The 20,223-nt window shown below is 41.4% G+C and carries 22 protein-coding genes; 13 read left to right on the top strand and 9 right to left on the bottom strand.

Annotation, left to right across the window (positions count from 1 at the left end):
- Window positions 1–3: 3 nt before the first annotated feature.
- From ACFSVN_RS12520 to ACFSVN_RS12500, 5 genes are all read right to left on the bottom strand, one after another.
- The gene (locus tag ACFSVN_RS12520; RefSeq protein WP_390303302.1) at window positions 4–597 is read right to left on the bottom strand and encodes a PAS domain-containing protein; all 594 of its coding nucleotides are present in this window, start codon (window positions 595–597) and stop codon (window positions 4–6) included.
- A 21-nt stretch (window positions 598–618) separates the two neighbouring features.
- Window positions 619–855 carry a PAS domain-containing protein gene (locus ACFSVN_RS12515; RefSeq protein ID WP_390303299.1) on the bottom strand — a complete coding sequence of 79 codons (237 nt, stop codon included), beginning with the start codon at window positions 853–855 and terminating at the stop codon, window positions 619–621.
- Window positions 856–866: 11 nt separating this feature from the next.
- A complete protein-coding gene (locus ACFSVN_RS12510) occupies window positions 867–1,415 on the bottom strand; it encodes a GAF domain-containing protein (protein ID WP_390303296.1) in 549 nt (182 codons plus the stop codon).
- 100 nt (window positions 1,416–1,515) lie between these two features.
- Window positions 1,516–2,277, bottom strand: coding sequence for a TatD family hydrolase (locus ACFSVN_RS12505; RefSeq protein WP_390303293.1), 762 nt, complete (start codon window positions 2,275–2,277; stop codon window positions 1,516–1,518).
- Window positions 2,278–2,643: 366 nt separating this feature from the next.
- The gene (locus tag ACFSVN_RS12500; protein ID WP_390303290.1) at window positions 2,644–3,492 is read right to left on the bottom strand and encodes a hypothetical protein; all 849 of its coding nucleotides are present in this window, start codon (window positions 3,490–3,492) and stop codon (window positions 2,644–2,646) included.
- Window positions 3,493–3,645: 153 nt separating this feature from the next.
- On the opposite strand from ACFSVN_RS12500, the gene ACFSVN_RS12495 reads away from it, so the two are divergent.
- From ACFSVN_RS12495 to rodA, 12 genes are all read left to right on the top strand, one after another.
- Window positions 3,646–4,437, top strand: a complete 792-nt coding sequence (locus ACFSVN_RS12495) for a tryptophan 2,3-dioxygenase (RefSeq protein ID WP_390303861.1) — start codon at window positions 3,646–3,648, stop codon at window positions 4,435–4,437.
- Between the two features lie 60 nt (window positions 4,438–4,497).
- On the top strand, window positions 4,498–5,682 hold the full coding sequence (locus ACFSVN_RS12490; protein WP_390303287.1) for a kynureninase/PvdN C-terminal domain-containing protein: 1,185 nt from the start codon (window positions 4,498–4,500) through the stop codon (window positions 5,680–5,682).
- Between the two features lie 255 nt (window positions 5,683–5,937).
- Window positions 5,938–6,990 carry a recombinase RecA gene (recA, locus tag ACFSVN_RS12485; RefSeq protein WP_390303284.1) on the top strand — a complete coding sequence of 351 codons (1,053 nt, stop codon included), beginning with the start codon at window positions 5,938–5,940 and terminating at the stop codon, window positions 6,988–6,990.
- Complete coding sequence (locus ACFSVN_RS12480) at window positions 6,980–7,675, top strand: regulatory protein RecX (RefSeq protein ID WP_390303281.1); 696 nt, start codon at window positions 6,980–6,982, stop codon at window positions 7,673–7,675. The genes recA and ACFSVN_RS12480 overlap by 11 nt, the downstream gene beginning before the upstream one ends.
- Window positions 7,672–8,757 (top strand): AI-2E family transporter, encoded by a 1,086-nt coding sequence (locus tag ACFSVN_RS12475; protein ID WP_390303278.1) that lies wholly within the window; start codon window positions 7,672–7,674, stop codon window positions 8,755–8,757. The genes ACFSVN_RS12480 and ACFSVN_RS12475 overlap by 4 nt, the downstream gene beginning before the upstream one ends.
- 78 nt (window positions 8,758–8,835) lie before the next feature.
- Window positions 8,836–9,420, top strand: coding sequence for a phosphoribosylglycinamide formyltransferase (purN, locus tag ACFSVN_RS12470; RefSeq protein ID WP_390303275.1), 585 nt, complete (start codon window positions 8,836–8,838; stop codon window positions 9,418–9,420).
- Window positions 9,421–9,433: 13 nt separating this feature from the next.
- Entirely contained in the window at window positions 9,434–11,008 is a 1,575-nt protein-coding gene (gene purH, locus ACFSVN_RS12465) for a bifunctional phosphoribosylaminoimidazolecarboxamide formyltransferase/IMP cyclohydrolase (protein WP_390303272.1), read from the top strand.
- A gap of 142 nt (window positions 11,009–11,150) precedes the next feature.
- Window positions 11,151–12,215 (top strand): rod shape-determining protein, encoded by a 1,065-nt coding sequence (locus ACFSVN_RS12460; protein WP_390303269.1) that lies wholly within the window; start codon window positions 11,151–11,153, stop codon window positions 12,213–12,215.
- 14 nt (window positions 12,216–12,229) lie between these two features.
- Window positions 12,230–13,072 carry a rod shape-determining protein MreC gene (gene mreC / locus ACFSVN_RS12455; RefSeq protein ID WP_390303266.1) on the top strand — a complete coding sequence of 281 codons (843 nt, stop codon included), beginning with the start codon at window positions 12,230–12,232 and terminating at the stop codon, window positions 13,070–13,072.
- Window positions 13,069–13,539 carry a rod shape-determining protein MreD gene (gene mreD, locus ACFSVN_RS12450; protein ID WP_390303263.1) on the top strand — a complete coding sequence of 157 codons (471 nt, stop codon included), beginning with the start codon at window positions 13,069–13,071 and terminating at the stop codon, window positions 13,537–13,539. Before mreC ends, mreD begins: the two co-directional genes overlap by 4 nt.
- A 4-nt stretch (window positions 13,540–13,543) precedes the next feature.
- On the top strand, window positions 13,544–15,391 hold the full coding sequence (gene mrdA, locus ACFSVN_RS12445; RefSeq protein WP_390303260.1) for a penicillin-binding protein 2: 1,848 nt from the start codon (window positions 13,544–13,546) through the stop codon (window positions 15,389–15,391).
- Window positions 15,384–16,634, top strand: coding sequence for a rod shape-determining protein RodA (gene rodA / locus ACFSVN_RS12440; protein ID WP_390303257.1), 1,251 nt, complete (start codon window positions 15,384–15,386; stop codon window positions 16,632–16,634). Before mrdA ends, rodA begins: the two co-directional genes overlap by 8 nt.
- Window positions 16,635–16,642: 8 nt before the next feature.
- On the opposite strand, the gene ACFSVN_RS12435 is transcribed toward rodA, so the two are convergent.
- Entirely contained in the window at window positions 16,643–17,269 is a 627-nt protein-coding gene (locus tag ACFSVN_RS12435; protein ID WP_390303254.1) for a ribonuclease HII, read from the bottom strand.
- 103 nt (window positions 17,270–17,372) lie between these two features.
- Between ACFSVN_RS12435 and ACFSVN_RS12430 the strand changes: the two genes are divergently transcribed.
- Window positions 17,373–18,485 (top strand): vWA domain-containing protein, encoded by a 1,113-nt coding sequence (locus tag ACFSVN_RS12430; protein ID WP_390303251.1) that lies wholly within the window; start codon window positions 17,373–17,375, stop codon window positions 18,483–18,485.
- A 55-nt stretch (window positions 18,486–18,540) separates the two neighbouring features.
- Here ACFSVN_RS12430 and ACFSVN_RS12425 read toward each other — a convergent pair whose 3' ends face one another.
- The 3 genes from ACFSVN_RS12425 to ACFSVN_RS12415 are packed head-to-tail and all read right to left on the bottom strand — an operon-like array spanning window position 18,541 to window position 20,219.
- Window positions 18,541–19,086, bottom strand: a complete 546-nt coding sequence (locus ACFSVN_RS12425; RefSeq protein ID WP_390303248.1) for an OmpH family outer membrane protein — start codon at window positions 19,084–19,086, stop codon at window positions 18,541–18,543.
- A 25-nt stretch (window positions 19,087–19,111) separates the two neighbouring features.
- Window positions 19,112–19,633, bottom strand: a complete 522-nt coding sequence (locus ACFSVN_RS12420; protein WP_390303245.1) for an OmpH family outer membrane protein — start codon at window positions 19,631–19,633, stop codon at window positions 19,112–19,114.
- A gap of 52 nt (window positions 19,634–19,685) precedes the next feature.
- On the bottom strand, window positions 19,686–20,219 hold the full coding sequence (locus ACFSVN_RS12415) for an OmpH family outer membrane protein (protein ID WP_390303242.1): 534 nt from the start codon (window positions 20,217–20,219) through the stop codon (window positions 19,686–19,688).
- Window positions 20,220–20,223: the final 4 nt, after the last annotated feature.

Genomic DNA, 20,223 nt, shown 5'->3' with positions numbered 1-20,223 from the left:
TTTTTAAGCCTCTTCTTCCATAGTAATCGGTTCAAGCTCTTCTGGAGTATAACCAAGCATTTCTGCATATCGGTTATTTACAAGAATTTCGCCGGTTTCAATATTCCATTCATAGGCTCCTGCTTGTGTACCCTCAATCACTGCTCGATAGCGATTTCTTGCTTTTACAATTTCCTGAATGGGACGACCTTCCGATATTATATACCTAACCATTCCTCTTGCATCAAAAATCGGGCGCATTGAAAACAAGATGGGTATGGACTGTTTATCTTTTATCCAGACTTCAACTTCGTATGTAACCTCTTCACCTCGCAGTGCCTTCTGAATATTTTCTTTTAAGTCCTTCTGAACTGTTTCAGAGATTTGCCACCAGTAACCATCCCAGAACTTTTTGTCGATAACATCTTCACGGGTAATTCCTGCCATCTCAAGAGCCGTGTCGTTTATTTCAAGCAGAGTGCCATCAGGACTTAAAAAGCCTATAAACGAAAAGGTGGAATTGAAAATACCCTGAAATTTTTGCTCTGATTCTTTTAGGTTCGTGATATCCTGAAATGAACCTAGTATGGATTTTCTATAGCCTTTTTTCTTTAGCAAACGTCCTGTACATCGAACCCATCACAGATTATCTTTAGCTGTTATAAATCTGGCAGTAACTTCAAAGGGTTCGCCATGTTCTATTGTGTTTTCAAGAGCCTTGGATATACGAGAACGGTCATCAGGATGAAAGAAATCGATCCCATTTGCTTTGTTGTGATCAAAATCTTTTGGCACCTCATGAATATTGTAAACTTCCTCAGACCAATAGGTTTCACCGGTTTCAATATCGAGCTCCCAAGTTCCAATATCATTCATTGACTGAATGGTTATAATAACTCTTCTTTCTTATTTAAGTCATTTTCTTTCTCTTGAAGTTTTTCTGTTCTGCGTCGAAGTTCCAATAAATTTATTGTTTGATCGGCGAGTAAACGGAGCGACTCCAACTGTGATTCACTGATCGTACGCGGGGTTTCATCGATTACACATATAGAACCCAAGGCTGCATCATTCTGATTAACTAAGGGTATTCCTGCATAAAAAATGACATTTGGACATCCTGTGACTAACGGGTTATCCTGAAAGCGCTCATCTTCTCTGGAATCCTCAACAATGAAAGGTTCTCTTGGATTATTAATGGCATGGGCACAAAAAGAATAGTCTTTAGGTTTTTCCCTAACCTCTAAGCCATGATGAGATAAAAACCATTGCTTATCTTCAGTAACTAAACTGATCAAAGAGATCTTTGCATTACAGATCTCAGCCGCCATGCGGGTTAGAAAATCAAAACTCTCCTGTTCAACTTCTCCCAGAATATTATATGAATTAAGTTCTTGAAGGCGATACTTTTCGTTTCTGGGTAAGTCAGGTTTTTTCATATCACCGGAAGATATATGTAATTAGATATGAAAAAAAGAATAAAAGAAGCGATCTCAAACTCGTTCAAATAGATCAGTTCAGTAAAAATTTGTCGGAATTTTAGACCCCAAACAACCGCTTCGCAGTCTCCGTCGTCTTTTCATCAACTTCTTCCAGACTCATTTCAAAAATATCGGCTAGTTTCTCTGCGGTAAATTTCATAAATGCCGGTTCATTCCGTTTGCCGCGCTTAGGGGTTGGGGACAGATAAGGCGCATCGGTTTCCAGCATCATTTTATCCAGCGGAAGTTCGGCCACCGTTTTATCTACCCCGGCATTTTTAAAGGTGACCACTCCGCCAATGCCGAGATGCAGTCCCAGATCAATAGCTCGTCTCCCCTCTTCCGCCGTTCCGTTGAAGCAGTGCCAGATCCCTTTCAGGCTCCCGTCTTGTTCCTGCTCAATGATCTCCAGCATATCAGCTGTGCTCTCCCGATTATGGATGATCACCGGTTTCCCCACCTGCTTCGCCACCTTACAGTGAAGGTGGAAACTTTCTTTTTGCTGTTTCACCAGTTCGGTGCTCCAGTAATAATCAAGTCCGCTCTCACCCACTCCGTAGAAATCATCCCTTGAGCAATATTCGAGTAACTTCTCTTCGAAATCGTTTGGGAGTTCTTCTTTTACATCACAAGGATGCACTCCTGCCATCTTATAGAATGCAATTCCCGGATGACTCAACTTCTCCATCAATGGAATAGAATCGAAGTCGATGGCCGGCATCAAAATTCCCCGCACCCCTGCTTCCGCTGCCCGTTCATTCACGGCATCGCGGTCTTCATCAAATTTTGGCAGATAAATATGAGAATGGGTATCGATCATTTAAAAAGGTGTTGTCTGTTTGAACTTTCAGATTCCCGTCTTAGCAGGAATGAATAAGAGGATGAAGATATGAATTATAATTGCCCGAGTTTAAACAGCTTTACTTCATGTTTCCCCCTGGTAAATTATAGGGCCAACCTCCGATCACTACTTCAGATCGTGGTTACAAATGGGGGGAGGTTTTTCTTTGGGGTTTGTTTACCCAGACGGCGTTTCCGCTTCGCTGCATCTTGTCTGGGCTACACAAATATGACTCCTACGGAGTCGGCTGTATCACAAAATTTATTCAAAAAAGAATTCCTTTTGGGCCTTGAGAGAATCTGTGTGATCCCCAAATCCGTTCAATCTGATGCTCAAATAATTGGATTAGTGATCCCCGGAGAATTGAAGTGCAATGTGCTCGATCGGACTTCTGACCACCGAGCTTATCTCTATATTCATTTGTCTTGCACAAGCTCGAAGCTCTGCCTCATAAACTGAGGCTACAGAACCTACAAATCCTAATTCCCACTCTATGACCTCATCCGGAAAAGTGGCGGTGACTTTCTTTAGAAAAGACTCAAATCCATTGTAAAGGATCTGCTGCATCTGAGGGTAATGTGCTTTTGCTCCCATCACTTTACATACTCTGGATGCAAACAATTTTCCTTTTTTTGTCTTCTCAAACATCAGATGCAGTTTTTCGGTATCGGTCTCGATCATCTTATCCAGATACGACTTGAGGTCTTTATGGAGATTTCCTGAAAGGTACAGTTTCAGAATACGTTTCCCGATATCACATCCTCCGCCTTCATCCCCATCAGGGTATCCTGAGGAAGGCATTTGCCTTACTACCTTTCCATCCTTAAAAAAACCGGCACTGGATCCGGTCCCGAGAATACATACGATTCCTTCTTTTTTTCCGAACAGCGCTAATCCGGCAGCGTCAAGATCTGTTCCTATTTTAATCTCAGCAAACTCAAATACTTCTTTCAGAAAGCGTTCAACTTCTTTTTTCTTTTGACTTGAACCGCATCCCGAACCGTAAAAGTAGATTCTGCTAACAGATCTTCCGGACAAATTGGGCTTTAGTTCTTTACTCAATACGCTCATAAATTCAGTTGCTGAAACTAAATTAGGGTTAAGACCCTCAGTCTGGATAAACTGCGGCTGTTCTTCCCCCAATAAAACCCAGTCGGTTTTCGAAGCTCCGCTATCTGCGATCAATATATTCATACGCTCATATTAAAGAATTTTCCCCTGTTTAATTGTAGCAATTTTTTAAACGTAATTGGTGTATTTGTACCTATAATTTTCTTGTTGGTCATCCCCTTCAAGTCATTAATTTAGCAAAACAATTCTGAACTCGGTATTATCCAACAGAATCAAATATCTTTATCTATGAGCCTTACCTATACCAACTATCTCAAAATTGATGAACTCACTGAGCTTCAGGAATATAAGTCGGCCCCTCCTGAACATGATGAGATGCTTTTTATCATCATCCATCAAACCTATGAACTCTGGTTTAAGCAAATTTTGCACGAGTTTGGAAAGCTTCGCAGAGACCTTGAAGCCGGTAACACCTGGGGTTCGATCAAAACCATGCGGCGCGTTCTCACCATCCTGAAGACCATGGTTTCCCAGATTGATATACTTGAGACCATGACTCCGCTCGAATTCAACAGCTTTCGTAAATTTCTGGGGCAATCCAGTGGATTTCAGTCGCTTCAGTTTCGCGAAATGGAGATCGTTTGCGGCCTGCGTTTCTCTTTGATGAAAGAAGCTCATCAGGATCAGCCCCAACATATAGAGATCCTTGAATCACGTATGGAAGAGTCGACTTTATGGGAAAGTTTTTGTACCTATATGCGAACGCGCGGGCATAAAGTTAACCCCAAACGCGAAAATGAGAAAGGCTTGATCCATGAACCTTCTGATGAAATTCAAGAGGTACTGGCCGAAGCTATGAAGAATGATCCCGAAGCGGCTATGGTCGCCGAGCTTTTTGTGGACTATGACGAGGGATTACAGGAATGGCGATATCGACACGTAAAAATGGTGGAACGAACCATTGGCACCAAAAAAGGAACGGGAGGCTCTGATGGAGCAAAATACCTTCACAAAACTCTGAACAATCCTATTTTCCCGGACCTTTGGGCGATAAGAGCCAAATTTTAACAGTGAACCAAATCTGCAGATTTTCAGTTTTCCCAACCAAACACACAAATAGTTTTCTCGATGTCAGATATAGATTTTTTAGCGAATAAACTCATCCCCCACTACACTCATTTCAATGTATCGGAGCGACTCCTCTTCACCGGTCATTCTCACCAGGCCTGGCCCGATGTTGCCCGCGAAGGTCAAACCGAATATTTTGATGTCTGTGCACGTGATGTAGATAACAAGTGGGAAGCCGCGTTCGAAAAGACAGAGGTACTTCGTAATTACCTTCGCGATTTTTATGATGATCCGGATGGATTCTACTGCCGTGAGGAAAGCACACATGTTCTGTTTGTTAGCTGGATGAGCAGTCTGGACCTGAAGAACAAGCCCAAGATCATATCCACCGATGGAGAGTTCCATTCCCTGTTTCGTCAACTGCACCGATTGGAAGAAGAAGGCCTTGAGTTCGTACAGGTTCCGGTTCAACCTGATGAAACCTTTGCAGAACGTATAATAGGGGAAATGGATGACCGTACTTCGGCTGTCATGCTTTCAAGGATTTATTTTGAGACTTCGCTTATCAATACACACCTGACAGAGATCGCCGCAGCAGCCCGAAAAAAGGGAATTCCTGTTATGATCGACGATTATCATGGTACTAACGTAGTGCCACTCTCAATCCGGGAAGCCGGATTGGAGGATTGCTTTATCCTGATCGGAGGTTATAAGTATTTGCAGTGGGGCGAGGCGAATTGTTTTCTGAGATTCCCCAAAGATTGTGAGTATCGCCCGGCAATTACGGGTTGGTTTGCTTCCTTCAGCACGCTCGACAAACCGCGCAATAATGATCCCGTTGAATACGACCATGACAATCAGCGGTTTGCCAGTGGAACCTATGACCCATCCTCTCAATTCCGGGCAGCAAAAGTAGTTGAGTTTTTTCAGGAACACGGATTATCCCCGGAGATACTAAGGGAACAATATCAGGCACAAGTAGCCCTCTTGAGAACCCTTTTCAGAGAAAAGAATTTTGAGCCTTCCCTGATCCGTCTTACACACGAAGAACCATTGGAAAGAAATGGAGGGTTTCTGTCCCTGACCTCACCAAAAGCCCGTGAGATCAGAGCACAGTTAATGGAAAACGGAGTATTTACTGATGCTCGAGATGAGATCTTGCGCTTTGGCCCGGCTCCATATATTACCACATCCCAAATAAGACAGGCAATGAATGAGCTTGAAAAAGTAGTTCACGAACTTTAAGATCAAATTTTGATAAGCACGATTTAGTCCCTTTGGGACTAGACAATATCTTCCAAAAATTTTGTAAGGAATCTATTTTTCATCCCTCTTACTACACAAACAGAAAACTTTTTGGGAAATATGAAAAAGGTTATAGAGATATTTGTCTATCACATATATTGAACATATATTGAATGCGATACAAAAAAGGGTGACATGAACTGACACCTTCGTACCTTATATTTGCCTAAAACAAATTCAAAAAAGGAAAGAATCATGGCGAAATCAGATGATAGAATGAAAGCCCTCGATATGGCCGTAGGGCAAATTGAAAAACAACACGGCAAAGGAACCATTATGAAACTGGGTGCCGAATCTATACAGGATATTGATGTTATATCCACCGGCTCCATTATGGTTGACTATGCGCTTGGGGTACAGGGAATTCCGCGGGGACGTGTCACTGAAATTTACGGTCCTGAGGCCAGTGGTAAAACCACACTTGCCCTTCAGGTAATTGCTCAGGCTCAAAAGAATGGCGGATATGCAGCCTTCATAGATGCTGAGCATGCCTTTGACCCCAGATATGCTAAAGCATTGGGTATCAACGTAGAAGAACTTTTAGTATCACAACCGGATAATGGAGAGCAGGCACTCGAGATCACCGAAACCTTGATCCGCTCCGGAGCTTTGGATGTTGTGGTAGTTGACTCTGTGGCCGCACTTGTTCCCCGCGCAGAACTGGAAGGGGAAATGGGAGATTCTCACATGGGGCTTCAGGCTCGTTTAATGTCACAAGCCATGCGTAAGATCACGGGTATCATTAATAAAAGCCGGACTTCCTGCATTTTCATTAATCAGGTTCGTGAGAAGATCGGGGTAATGTTTGGAAATCCCGAAACCACAACTGGTGGACGTGCTCTTAAATTCTACTCCTCTGTACGAATTGACATTCGGAGGATCGGATCCATTAAGAAAGGTGATGAAGTAGTTGGAAACAGAACGAAAGTCAAGATCGCCAAGAATAAGGTGGCTCCCCCCTTCAAAGTTGTGGAATTCAACATCATGTACGGAAAAGGAATTTCACGTATTTCTGAGATACTGGATCTTGCCGTTGAATATGACATCATAGAGAAGCGTGGAAGCTGGTTCCGTTATGATGGAGAACCTATCGGCCAGGGTTCTGATGCTGCTATGCAATTCCTTGAAGAGGATGAGAAACTTACAAAATCCATTGAGGAGAAAGTTCGTGCCAAACTGATGGGCGAGATCCTTGAATCGGAAGAAGAAGAGGAAAAAGAAAAAGAAACAGCAGACGTTGAGGACTAAAAGGAAGTCTAAAGAGGAAAAGCTGGAGGAAGCCCGTACCCTTCTTCCGGCTATCATCTCTGACATTCAGGTTCAGAAAAAAAACGCCTCCCGCTTTTCATTATTTGCAGAGGGCAAATTCTTAATTGGCGTTTCTGAGGCCACTTTAACAGATCTGAATTTAAAAAAAGGCGTTGAGATAACGCCTTTTTTATTTGACAAAATTACCGAAGCTGAACAAAAATGGGCCGCCAGAGAATATTTCTTCAGAATTCTTTCCCGACGGGATCACTCCCGAAAAGAGCTAAAGGATAAGGCATATAAAAAGGGCTATTCCGGAAGTTTTCTTGATGTAATTCTTGATGAATTTGAACAAAAAGAATACATCAATGACCGTAAATTTGCGTTGAAATATACTGCTGACAAATTTGAATTCAATAACTGGGGGCCTTACAAGATCCGGACTCAGTTATTTAAAAAAGGGATCTCGAAGTCCGTAGCTGAAGAATGTATTCAGGAAGTTTTTGGAGAGATGGCTGTAAAAGAAAGTATGGTGGATCTGGTCCGGAAAAAGAGAAAACGTTACCAAAGGGAACCTGAACAAAAACGAAAGAAAAAGATATTCGACTTTTTGATGCGCAAAGGTTACAATTCGAACGATATATTAAAACACATGGATGAATTCTTAGCCATTATTAACCAATGAAAAATATTACGCTTGATCGGGTTGTACGATTTATACTTGGCCTTGCTGCAATCGCAGTAGGATTGCTGATCATGTACAACTATTCAAATCTGGTTGTGTTTCTGGTATTGGCTATGATCCTCAGTTATATCCTGGATCCATTTGCGAATCGCCTTCAGTCGATGGGATTAAACCGAACCTTCGGCATCACCCTTATACTTGCTACTGTGATATTGGTTTTAGTTTTTATATCAACCAGTGTCATTCCTATCATTGCCAACCAAATGGCTGAACTTACTGCCCAGCTCAATGTTGATAATATCCAACAGATTTCGGAAAGAGTGGAAAATCAACTCATCAATAAATTTGAATTTCTGCCTCAGGGTTTTTTGGTAGAAAACATAACAATTGTGTTCAATGAGCTTTTCAATGTTAATCAAATTTCATCTATTGTAAGTGATGCGCTCAGTATTTTTACGAACATCTTCTCTGCTGTATTAGTAGTTCCTTTCGCCGCCTTCTTTTTTTTAAAGGATGGAAGTAAGATCCGAAGAGATCTGCTTCAATTGGTTCCCAATAAATATTTCGAGACCACTCTAACTGTGATCGATAAAATTGAAAAACGCCTTGGTCTTTATTTCAGAAGTGTTTTAATGCAAAGTTTTCTAGTAGCACTATCTTCCTGGACTACTTTAAGTATTGCCGGCTTAGATAACTCAATGTCGGTTGGTATTGCCGTTGGCCTTGCCAATACTATTCCTTACTTCGGACCTATTTTAGGGTATTTCCTCTCTATCATTGTCTCAATTATCGAAACCGGAAACTTTTCTTTGGTTGCAGCATGTATCCTGGCCATTTTTATCGTTCAGATGTTGGATAATATCGTATTTCAACCCATGCTTTTTTCCAGGTCTGCGGATATGCATCCCGTAGCCATCTTATTCATTATTCTGATCGGAGCTGAAACGGCAGGAATTCTGGGAATGCTCATAGCAATTCCATTAGCTACTGTTATCAAGATCACTATCACACAGCTCAGTTGGAGCTTCAACAACTATCAAGTGTTTCGACGAGATATCACTCCATCCCCCGGCCCTGATTAACTGAATAAAATTCTTTATTCAACCCAAACATTTGCTATATTTTCCGCCCAATCAGGCAATGCAAAATCCAAAAGTCTTTTGAAGAATATCGTTGTTTTTGCCTCAGGCTCGGGCACTAACTTTCAATCTATAATTAATGCTGTAAATGACGGTAATATTACCGCTAATATTGTCGGGCTTATCACAGACAGAAAAAATATAGGAGCCCTGGAACGAGCTGAGAAACATGGGATACCTACGCGCGTACTCACTCCCAATGAGCTACCTGATGACAAAAAATTTGCAGAAGAGTTGATTGATCAGCTTACTTCCTGGCAGACAGATCTAATAGTTCTCGCCGGATATTTAAAAAAGATCCCTCCCCCTGTGATCAAAAAATTTAAGGATCGTATTCTAAACATCCACCCCTCCTTGTTACCTAAATTTGGGGGAAAAGGGTTTTATGGAATGAATGTTCACCGTGCTGTGATCAATTCCAAAGAACATCAATCCGGGTGCTCGGTTCACATTGTTACCGACGAGTTTGATGAAGGTCCGGTAATTGCTCAATCTAAAGTAAAGGTTGACGAAAAAGATAGCCCTGAGCAACTTGCTGAAAAAATTCTGAAAGAAGAACACCGACTTTACCCTTCCGCCATAGAAAAATATTTGCAAACCCTCTAAACTATACCTTACCGTGTCTTTAAAACCACTTACAGATCTACCTACAACCCCACAAAAAATAAAAAGAGCTCTAATTTCCGTTTCAGATAAAACAGGCATTACTGATCTGGCTCAATCTCTTCACAAGTCAGGAGTAGAGATCATCTCGACCGGAGGGACGGCAAAGGCGATTGAAAAAGAAGGTATTCCCGTGAAGGATGTATCAGAAGTTACAGGATTTCAGGAATGCCTGGATGGCAGAGTTAAAACGTTACACCCGATGGTACACGGAGGCATATTAGCCCGGACTTCTCATGAAGCCGACCGCAATGAGATCAGCGAACTAGGTATCACCCCTATTGAATTGGTAGTTGTAAACTTGTATCCGTTCAAGGACAAAGTAGCTGATCCTGATGTGACACCGGCTGAAGCTACAGAATTCATTGACATCGGCGGCCCTACTATGATCCGTGCTGCTGCCAAGAACTTTGCCCATGTTTCTATACTCAGCTCCCCAGCACAATACACCTCATTTATCGAGGAATTTGAAGAACATATGGCAATTTCTTTTGATACAAGAAGAGCGCTAGCCAAAGATGCTTTTGCACATACAGCCGACTATGATTCCGCGATCTCTAATTATTTCACTAAGCTCACTGAAGAAGAGCCTGCTAAACAGATCAACATCTCTCTACCGCTCTCACAGGAATTACGTTACGGTGAAAATCCTCATCAAAAAGCTGCTGTTTATGGAGATCAAAATGATTTCATCGATTGCTTCCACGGAAAGCAGCTCAGCTATAACAATTATCTGGATGTGGACGCGGCACTTAACATAATCTCAGATTTTGATGACACCGAACCGGCCTGCGCTATCATAAAACATACCATTCCAAGTGGAGTTGGTGTTGACGCAAACCTTACCGAAGCATACAAAAAAGCCTTTAGCACCGATCGGGTCTCACCATTTGGCGGCATTGTGGTAGTGAATCGTAAACTTGATATTGAAACTGCAAAAGCTATTGATGAGATCTTCACCGAGATCATCATTGCACCCGACTACAGTGAAGATGCACTGGAGCTTCTCACTCAGAAAAAAAATCGCAGATTAATACGGATCAAAAAGTCAGTTAAGGAAGTACAAGCTACGTCATCACGAACTATTTTTGGTGGGATGCTGGATCAGGAAGCTGATCTGACTCCTTCCGACCCGAATACATTCAAGGTTGTAACCAAAAGAAAACCAAGTGAACAGGAAATGAAAGACCTGTTATTTTCCTGGAAAGTAGTTCGTCATGTAAAATCAAATGCTATTGTTTATGCCAAAGAAGGCAGAACACTGGGAATCGGATCAGGCCAAACAAGCCGGGTTGATTCTTCCGAAATTGCTGTTGCTAAAGCCGGGAAAGAAGGGTTGGAACTCTCCGGGTCGGCCATAGCATCAGACGCCTTCTTTCCATTTGCTGATGGTGTTGAAGCCGCAGCAAAAGCAGGAGCAAAAGCTGTGATACAGCCCGGTGGAAGTATTCGGGATGAAGAAGTAATACAGAAAGCAGATGAATACGATATGGCGATGATCTTTACCGGCCAGCGCCACTTTAAACATTAAACTGAATACCAATAAAAAGAGATTTTTCTCCTTATTATAAAATTCCTTTTTTTCATGTCTTAAACATTCGCAAATACAATCTCAATATTGTATTTTCTTTCGATCTACATCCCATAATGTTCAATTTACTTAAATAGCGCAAATGTCAAAATCTCGCGGCGTGAATACCTCAGAGCACTCAAAAAAACAATCTCAAAAAGGCTTCTTAGATTTTCTTTATACCGATATAGCCATCGATCTGGGTACAGCAAATACCCTTATTTACTCTCGCGGTGAAGGAATCGTACTGAACGAACCTTCTATAGTAGCGTTAAATCAGCAGAATGTACCTGTTGCTACCGGGCATGAAGCACGCTTGATGCATGAGAAAACGCACAACAAGATCAGGACAGTTCGCCCTCTCAGAGATGGAGTAATTGCTGACTTTGAAGTAGCTGAGCAAATGATCCGTGGAATGATCAAGAAGGTTAAAATGAAATGGTATTCCACAACCCGGCAAATGGTGATCTGTGTTCCCAGTGGGATTACAGAAGTTGAGCGACGAGCAGTACGTGACAGTGCTGAGCATGCCGGGGCAAAAGAAGTTTATTTGGTAGATGAACCGATGGCAGCAGCTATCGGAATTGGTTTGGATGTACATGAACCGGTTGGAAGTATGATCGTTGATATTGGTGGAGGTACCACCGAAATTGCAGTCATTGCTCTTTCAGGTATTGTTTATGCGCAATCAGTGCGATTGGGTGGGGATGAATTAAATGATGACATCATCAACTATTTCCGCAGAAATCATAATTTATTGATCGGTGAACGTACAGCCGAAAAGATCAAATGTGAAATCGGATCAGCTGCTCCACTTGATGAAGAACTGGAGATGATAACCAAAGGCCGTGACTTGGTAAACGGAGTTCCGAGAACCAGACACATAACCGCCAAGGATGCCAGGGAAGCTATTGCCGAGTCTGTTAATACCATTGTGGAATCTATCACCAAATCACTGGAACAAACTCCGCCTGAACTCTCAGCTGATATTTTAGACCGGGGTATTATGTTGACAGGCGGTGGAGCGCTACTCAAGAATCTCGATAAATTGATCATGGAGACTACAGATCTTCCGGTTCATATTGCTGAAGATCCTCTTACGGCCGTAGTTCGCGGTACCGGTGCTATACTTGAAAACCTTGAATATTACCGACCGGTAATTTCCTAATACCCCGGAAATGAATGCGATTTAGATCATTCAAATTAAGTGATGCTAAAGATTACATAATAACTGCCCTCATCTTACTGTTTGCTTTTGCCATCATGATCGGCAGGCACCAGGGCGGCATAGATACCCTGCGAAAAATTTCTGTTACTTCCTTCAGTCTGCTTGAAGAACCCCTTGCTAATATCCGGGTGTACAGGCAGGCCCTGAATACAAATACCTATTTGCAACGCCAAAATATTTTATTGCAAGATGAACTGAGTCGCTTGCGAGCTATTGAGGAAGAGAATAAGGAGCTGAGAGCGCTCTTAGATTATCGTGAGGAAAGTAACTTTGAAATGACCCCGGTCCTCATCGTAGGAAAGCAATTGGACGGTCTCAATAATATTCTGACGGTTGATGGCGGAACCTCCCATGGTTTAAAAGAAGGTATGCCACTGGTTAACTCTAATGGACTGATCGGAAAAATTGTATTGACCGGCACATATTATTCACAGGTTATGCCATACTACAATTCCCTTTTCAGAGTTAGCGCACGTATTCAGGAAAATCAAGCTAATGGGATCGTAAGCTGGAACGGTGACATATATGGTGAATTGGTGATGGATTTTGTTCCCAAGACTATATTCGTTGATAGCGGCTATGTGGTAGAGACCTCAGGAAGCAGTAACCAGTTCCCTGCCGGGATACCCATTGGCAGAGTTGTAAGGACTGAGCCGGAACCAGGCAGACAAACACAGCGTATTTTCCTAAAGCCTTATGTGATGCTGGCTGATATTGATCAGGGCTTTATCATTGAATTTGAACCTGATTCCAACGTATCCAATTTACAACAAGAATATAATCAACTTTTTGAATGAGCACAGATACTTATAAAGACATATTAGTAGGTTTCAGCTTCATTCTTGCCGAAGTATTTGTATTTCAGCATCTCAGTTTCTTTGGAGCCACTCCCGATCCCCTGCTCATCTTTGTGCTTTGGATAACCATGAAATATGACCGGGTAAAACTTATCCTTATCGTTGCCGGATTAAGCTTCTTACAAGATGCTCTTTTTGACTATTGGGGTTTGAATATGTTTACTAAAACCTTGTTATGCTTCATGGCTTTTAACTTCCTGAACCGTAGAAAGGAAAACCGATTATTAATTTGGCAAATTTTCCTTGTCATATTTATAGCTGCTATTTCACACAATATTATTTTCCTGGGTTTGGCTAGTTTCGCCGATACTTACTCCGCAAGCTTTTCCCCTATAATTTTTATCCTCTTAAATAGTTTATACACAGCATTACTTGGTTCAATACTTTTCATTTTTAAGGGTAATTAGGTGTATGGCAACAGGGCAAACAAATAGAACTTCCATACGGGCTTTGCAGGTTATCATTTTTGGTTTGACCTTCATTGTCCTTGGGCGGGTATTTTATCTACAGATCGTAGAATACGATGTTTATGCGGCACTTGGACAGGAGAATTCAGTAAGGCAAGAGTATATTGACCCCGCCAGAGGCTTGATCTATGACAGAAATGCCCGGCTCATTGTTGATAATGAGCCCATTTTCTCGATCACCATAACCCCCTCCCTTTTCGATAAAAGTAATATTTCACTGCTTTCTTCTATTCTCAATATACCGGACTCTCTACTGGCATCACGCGTACAAGAAGCACAGAATTATTCCTGGCACAGAACTTCAAGATTATTTACTGAGATCGATTTCTCGACTTTTTCAGCTATACAGGAAAATCTTTGGAGACTGCCGGGCATAGGTCATCAGATTGAAAGCAAACGCCACTACCCTACTGAGATGAAAGCTTCACACTTACTTGGGTATCTCAGGGAAGCCAATGAGAATGAGTACCAACAATTATCTACTCTCAGGCTGGGCGATAAAGTTGGGAAAAGCGGCCTTGAAATGATCTACCAAGATACTTTAAGAGGCAAAATGGGCATAAATTATTTACGGGTAAATGCTTTGGGACAAGCTCTCGGAAATTTTGAAGACAGTACGCTAACTCGAACGCCGGTGCAGGGAGCTGATATTATTACTACCCTTGATACCGATCTCCAGATTTTTGCTGAAAAATTAATGGAAGGCAAAAGAGGAGCTGTTATAGCCATGAATCCTAACACAGGCGCAATTTTGGCAATGGTCAGTTCGCCTTCCTATGATCTTGACAGGCTGGCAGGCAGATTAGATCTGGATTACTGGCAGGCTATAAATGCTGATTCAACATCTACTTTATACAACCGGGCTATCTCAAGCAGGCAGCCCCCGGGGTCTACCTTCAAACCATTAATGGGTATCATAGGTTTACACCTTGGCATTATCACCCCTGAAACTCAAGTTTATAACAGCGGGGCATACATTCGTGGGCGTGCCTACCGTGACCTGGCTGATGTCGGGGAATATGATTTAGAGAAGGCCATTACTTTTTCCAGTAACACCTATTTCTTATCGTTGATGGACAAGATTGCTACAAGTGGAAAACTAAATGAATGGAGTGATCTTATAAAGGATTTTGGCCTTGGTGTACCAAGTGCCGTGGACCTCCCAAATGCCAATTCAGGAATTATTCCTGACAGTACCTATCTAAACAACAGGTTTGGAGATCGCTATTGGGGGCTCGGTGATGTACTTAATTTTGGAATTGGTCAGGGCATGATCTCAGTTTCACCTATACAAATTGCCCAAATGACCAGTACTATAGCTAACGGCGGGTATGAGATCAGGCCGCATTTAGTACAGGGTATCAAAGACCCTAATGGAAGGTTGACGAATTTTGAGCCAGAACGTAAGAAAATTGATTGGGTAAAGGATGAATATCTTGACGTGATCAAAAGCGGGATGCGTGGCGTTGTGGTTGAAGGAAGTGGCAGATGGTATGCCAATCACCAAAATATTGACATAGCCGGTAAAACAGGGACCGCACAAAACCCTCATGGACTGGATCACGGTTGGTTTACTTCTTTTGCCCCTATTGATAACCCCGAAATTGTAGTAACCGCATTTGTTGAAAATGCCGGTTTTGCCTCACGGTCTGCTGCCCCGATCGCTTCCCTTATCATTGAAAAATATTTTATGGGCGAGATCTCCAGAAATTGGATCTATGAACATGTCATAAATTTTGAACCTATCGATCCTGAAGCAAATAATAACTTAAACATTCCACTTGATGAATAACCTTAGAGAATTCAGCTGGTCGGTACTTTTTACGTGGATGTTGCTATCTGCGATCGGGCTCATTGCAATTTACAGTGCCACTCAGGGACCTGTGTCAGAATATCTTCCTGAAAGTATTCAACTTAACTTTTACAAGCAGGCAGGCTTTGTTGCGATATCTTTCTTTCTTTTGATAGGTGTTCAATTCATCTCACCCCGATCTTTTATAAAACTTTCTTATGCATTCTATGTCTTTGGGCTCATCTTAATGATATTGACCTTAATGTTTGGTAAAGAGATCAATGGTGCTAAAAGCTGGTTTAGCATCGGTCCTTTTGGAGGTCAGAGCAGTGAGTTAATGAAATTAGCCACCATATTGGCAACCGCGAACTATCTTACCAGTCGCCGTGATATCTCAGCAGAAAACGTACGTTACGCACTTACTGCTGTGGTCATCATCCTGATACCTACTACATTAGTTTTTCTTCAAAACGACCTTGGAACAGCACTTATATTTTTAGCTCTGATCCCTGTTATGTTATTTTGGTCAGGATTACCCTATGGAGTTTCACTTTTTATGATCTCACCGGCCATTATTGCTTACTTATCGGTTATTGAATGGTATTATGGTGCGATTGCTGCTGTCATTCTAACCTGTGTGATCTTTTTCGTACAGCGAAGGCTCTGGCTTTCTATAGCCTCTTTGATCACTGGATTTTTAACCGTTTCCGGTGTTCAACTAGCTATCACACAATTGCTACAGCCTCACCAAATAGCTCGAATAGCTGCATTTACAAATCCCTCTTACGATCCAACAGGTGCGGGATGGAATGTAATTCAAGCAAAAACCGCCATTGGTTCCGGTGGTCTTACCGGAAAGGGTTTTTTAGAAGGAACTCAAACCCAACTCAAGTTTTTGCCCGAGCAATGGACTGATTTCATATTTTGTGTAATTGGTGAGGAATTTGGATTTATAGGAGCAGCTATTGTTGTTTTAGCTTTTCTATTCCTTTTCATCCGTTTACTTAACATGGCAGGCAATCACAAACATCCCTTTGCACAGTTGGTTACGGTAAGCGTCACCGCTGTATTCTTTGTTCATTTCTTTATTAATGTTGGCAGTGCCTCTGCATTGCTCCCAGTTATTGGTCTTCCTCTTCCTTTTGTCAGCTATGGAGGGTCTGCATTTCTTGCAAACACTATTATGTTGGCAATATGCCTAAACATGGACTTCTACAAACGGGAATTCAGCATCTACAGGTAACGCAGCAATTAAGACCTTTTCTTTTGTGTACCCAGATTAAATGTAGTCCTGTGATATTTAGTATACCCAAACTCTTTCAAAGCTTTTTTATGGATAGGAGTTGGATATCCCACATTTGTATCCCACCCGTATTCCGGGTATTCATTATGTAATTCCTTCATCAACTCATCACGATATACCTTTGCTAAAATTGATGCGGCAGCTATACTCATGGAACGGACATCCCCCTTAACCAAACAGGTATATGGAATGAGAGAATTGATGTACCTATTACCATCAACTAACAAATATTCGGGGTTAGGATGCATCTCATCCACACATTTTTGCATCGTTTGAAGAGATGCCCATAATATATTAAACTCCTTTATCTCTTGAATACTCCCCTCTTTTATACTCCAAAAAACAGCCTTATTCTTAATTTTTTTACTGAGTAGAATACGCTCTTGTTCTGTTACCACTTTACTGTCTCTTATCTCCGGAATATCTGTTCCGGGTTCAAATATAACTCCTGCTGCAACAACAGGTCCCGCAAGACATCCTCTTCCAACCTCATCAAGACCTACAATGTGGTTGTAGCCCTCACTCCACAACCGGCGTTCAAACTTTAGCCTATCCGGTTTCGCAGACTTTTCCATACTCTTGTCTTTACATTATTTTAGTTACTGATTTTGAGAAAGAAATGATAAGATATGGAACTCATTTGACTAAGTAAGTATTTGATAAAGAAAAAGGAACACCATGCACTTTAAATATTTTGAATGGGATGAGCGTTTTGCAAATCCAAATGGCAAAACGCCTTTCGATACACTTTGGGACCTGTTCCAGCAGTTATTGACTATTTCAAGCGGGGATGTTTCTCAGGCCTTAAAATGGTTAACTGAACTGGACAACGAATACGACATCACCGGCCAATTTGACGATGGGTATTCACTGGGTGATTTTATCGATGAGCTAAAAGAACGTGGATATATCGATAAAGACCGTGAAGGTTCCGGGTTTATCATGACAAAGAAAACGGAACGCAGTATCAGAAAGCGTTCCCTTGAAGAAGTGTTCAAGAATTTAGAGAAAGGTGGATTAGGCTCCCATAAATCCCCTCACACTGGTCGTGGACTTGAAAGGCAACCAGAGACACGCAAATGGACACAAGGAGATGACATAGGCCAAATAGACAGTGTTGGGACTATGCTGAATATGCTGAACCATAGCTCAATAGATGCCTTCAATCTACAGGAAGATGATCTGGAAGTTTATGAAACAGATCATTATACCTCCGTTGCAACTGTGCTTTTGATTGACTTGAGTCACTCTATGATTTTATATGGTGAGGACAGAATCACACCGGCCAAAAGGGTTGCTATGGCACTTTCAGAGCTGATCATTAACAATTATGCTAAAGACTCCCTGGACATAGTCGCTTTTGGAAATGAGGCCTGGCAAATAGCGGTAGACGATCTGCCATACCTTAAGGTTGGTCCATATCATACCAATACAAAACAGGGATTGGAGGTAGCGCGACATATCCTTCAGCGTAAAAAATATGCCAATAAACAGATCTTCATGATCACAGATGGAAAGCCATCCTGTATGATCGAAAATGGAAGACTCTATAAAAACAGTTTTGGGTTAGACCGTAAGATCGTCAACAAAGTGCTTGATGAAGCGGTCAAATGCCGGCGTGATCAAATTACCATTACTACATTTATGATTGCTCAGGATCCTTATTTACAGAGCTTCGTAAGGGAAATGACCGAAGCTAACAAGGGCAAAGCCTATTTTGCTTCACTTGATGACCTTGGAGGATATATTTTTGAGGATTATATACAAAACCGTAAAAAGAATGTGAAATAAAAAAAGCCGCTCTTTAAGAGCGGCTTTGGATAATTTGATAATACCGAGTATTTAATTAGTTAAACACACCCAATTCCTGCATTACGGCATCTGTAATATCATATTTTTCCTGAAACTCAGGAGATGCATAAAGTATGATCTGGTCGCCGCTTGAAGTGGTTGTATTCAGGACATAGGTAAGTCCCATATCTTCAGCTACTGAATTAATGGCAGCATCAATTTGAGAGAACATGGGGCTCAACAGTTCTTGTCTTCTTTGCTGTAGAGCTTGCTCGGCTTCTTGCTGAGCAACCGTTAATTGCTGCTGCATTTGACCAAGTCGCTCTTGCTCGCGCTGATTCGCTTCTTCAGAAATAACTCCAGCTTTTTGCTGATACTCAGCAACTGCAGTTTGGAATTCCTGCTCTTGCTGAGCAAGTTCTTGCTGCTTTCTTTCCGCAAAATTTTGCAAGCGTTGTTGTATGGCTCTCATTTCCGGCATTTTAGCTAAAACAGCTTGTGGGTTTACGTAACCAATTTGTAATTCTTCTTGTGCTTTTACAGTATCAATAGCTGAAAATGCGATGATAACTGAAAGTATAAGTAAGCTTAATTTCTTCATTATTATTATTATTTATTAACTGTGATTATTGAATTCTTTCGATAATTCGATCTGTAATATCCAGTTCTTCACTATTTGCGAAAAATACAATAGCATCACCGGTTGAAGTACCTTCATTTAGTATAAGATCCAACTCCATTTCTGCTGCAATTTCTTCCATTGCATTATTCATTTTTTCAATGATCGGAGTCATTAGTTCACTTCTTCTTTGACGGATATTATTCATCATGCTTTCACGATCCTGCTCAAACTGCTGATTCATCTCCATCAGTTCTTCCTCACGAGTAACTCTCTCCTGTTCAGACAAGTTGTTCATGTTTGATTCATAGTCAGTGAATATAGATTGCAGCTCAGTTGCTTTAGCAGCAAGCTCTTCATCACTTTGTTCGATGAGTGCCTGTATCTGTTGATCTACTTGTTCTACTTCCGGCAGAGAACTTAATACTCGTGCAGGGTTAGCATATCCAATTTTTATCTGGGCTATCGCATCCTGAAAAGTGAATAAGCTTCCAAAAAGGAATAAAGCTATAATTAGTTTTTTGTTCATTTGATCTGTTTTGTTTTTATGAAAATAAAGTATTCGGGTAAATATTCTTTCACTACTCATTAATTTCTATTCCCAGCTGCTCAAGTATCTCGTCATTCAAATTGTATTCATTGTTTGCAAACACTAAGTAGATGTCGCCAGAACGATCAAATACAAAATCGACCTGTTCCCGTTCAGCAACCACTCTAACAGCATTAAATAATTGTCTTTGTACAGGTTCCAGTAAGGCTTTTTGACGGCTAAAGTATTCTCCTTGAGGCCCAAATTTTTCTGTTATGTAACGTTCCTTAGCTTGAATTTTTTGTTCTATTTCCTGCCTTTTCTGATTACGAATTTCTTCGGTATATAGTATTTCCTTTGCTTCATAATCTTCTTCAAGCTCTCTGATCTCATTCTCAAGCTCCCTGATCTCCTGCCTCCATTGTGTACTTAGCACATCCAGCTGTTGTTCTATGCCATTATACTCCGGTATTTGCTCCAGTATATAATCTGATTCAAAGAAGCCGATCTTTTGATCCTGCCCCATTACCTGAGGCATCAAAAGAAGTGAAAACGATAAAAGAAAGAAATTTCTGATCGCTCGCATTATA

The sequence above is a fragment of the Gracilimonas halophila genome, from assembly GCF_042684365.1.
GTDB lineage: Bacteria > Bacteroidota > Rhodothermia > Balneolales > Balneolaceae > Gracilimonas > Gracilimonas halophila.
This window is presented reverse-complemented; position numbering and strand designations above follow the sequence as displayed.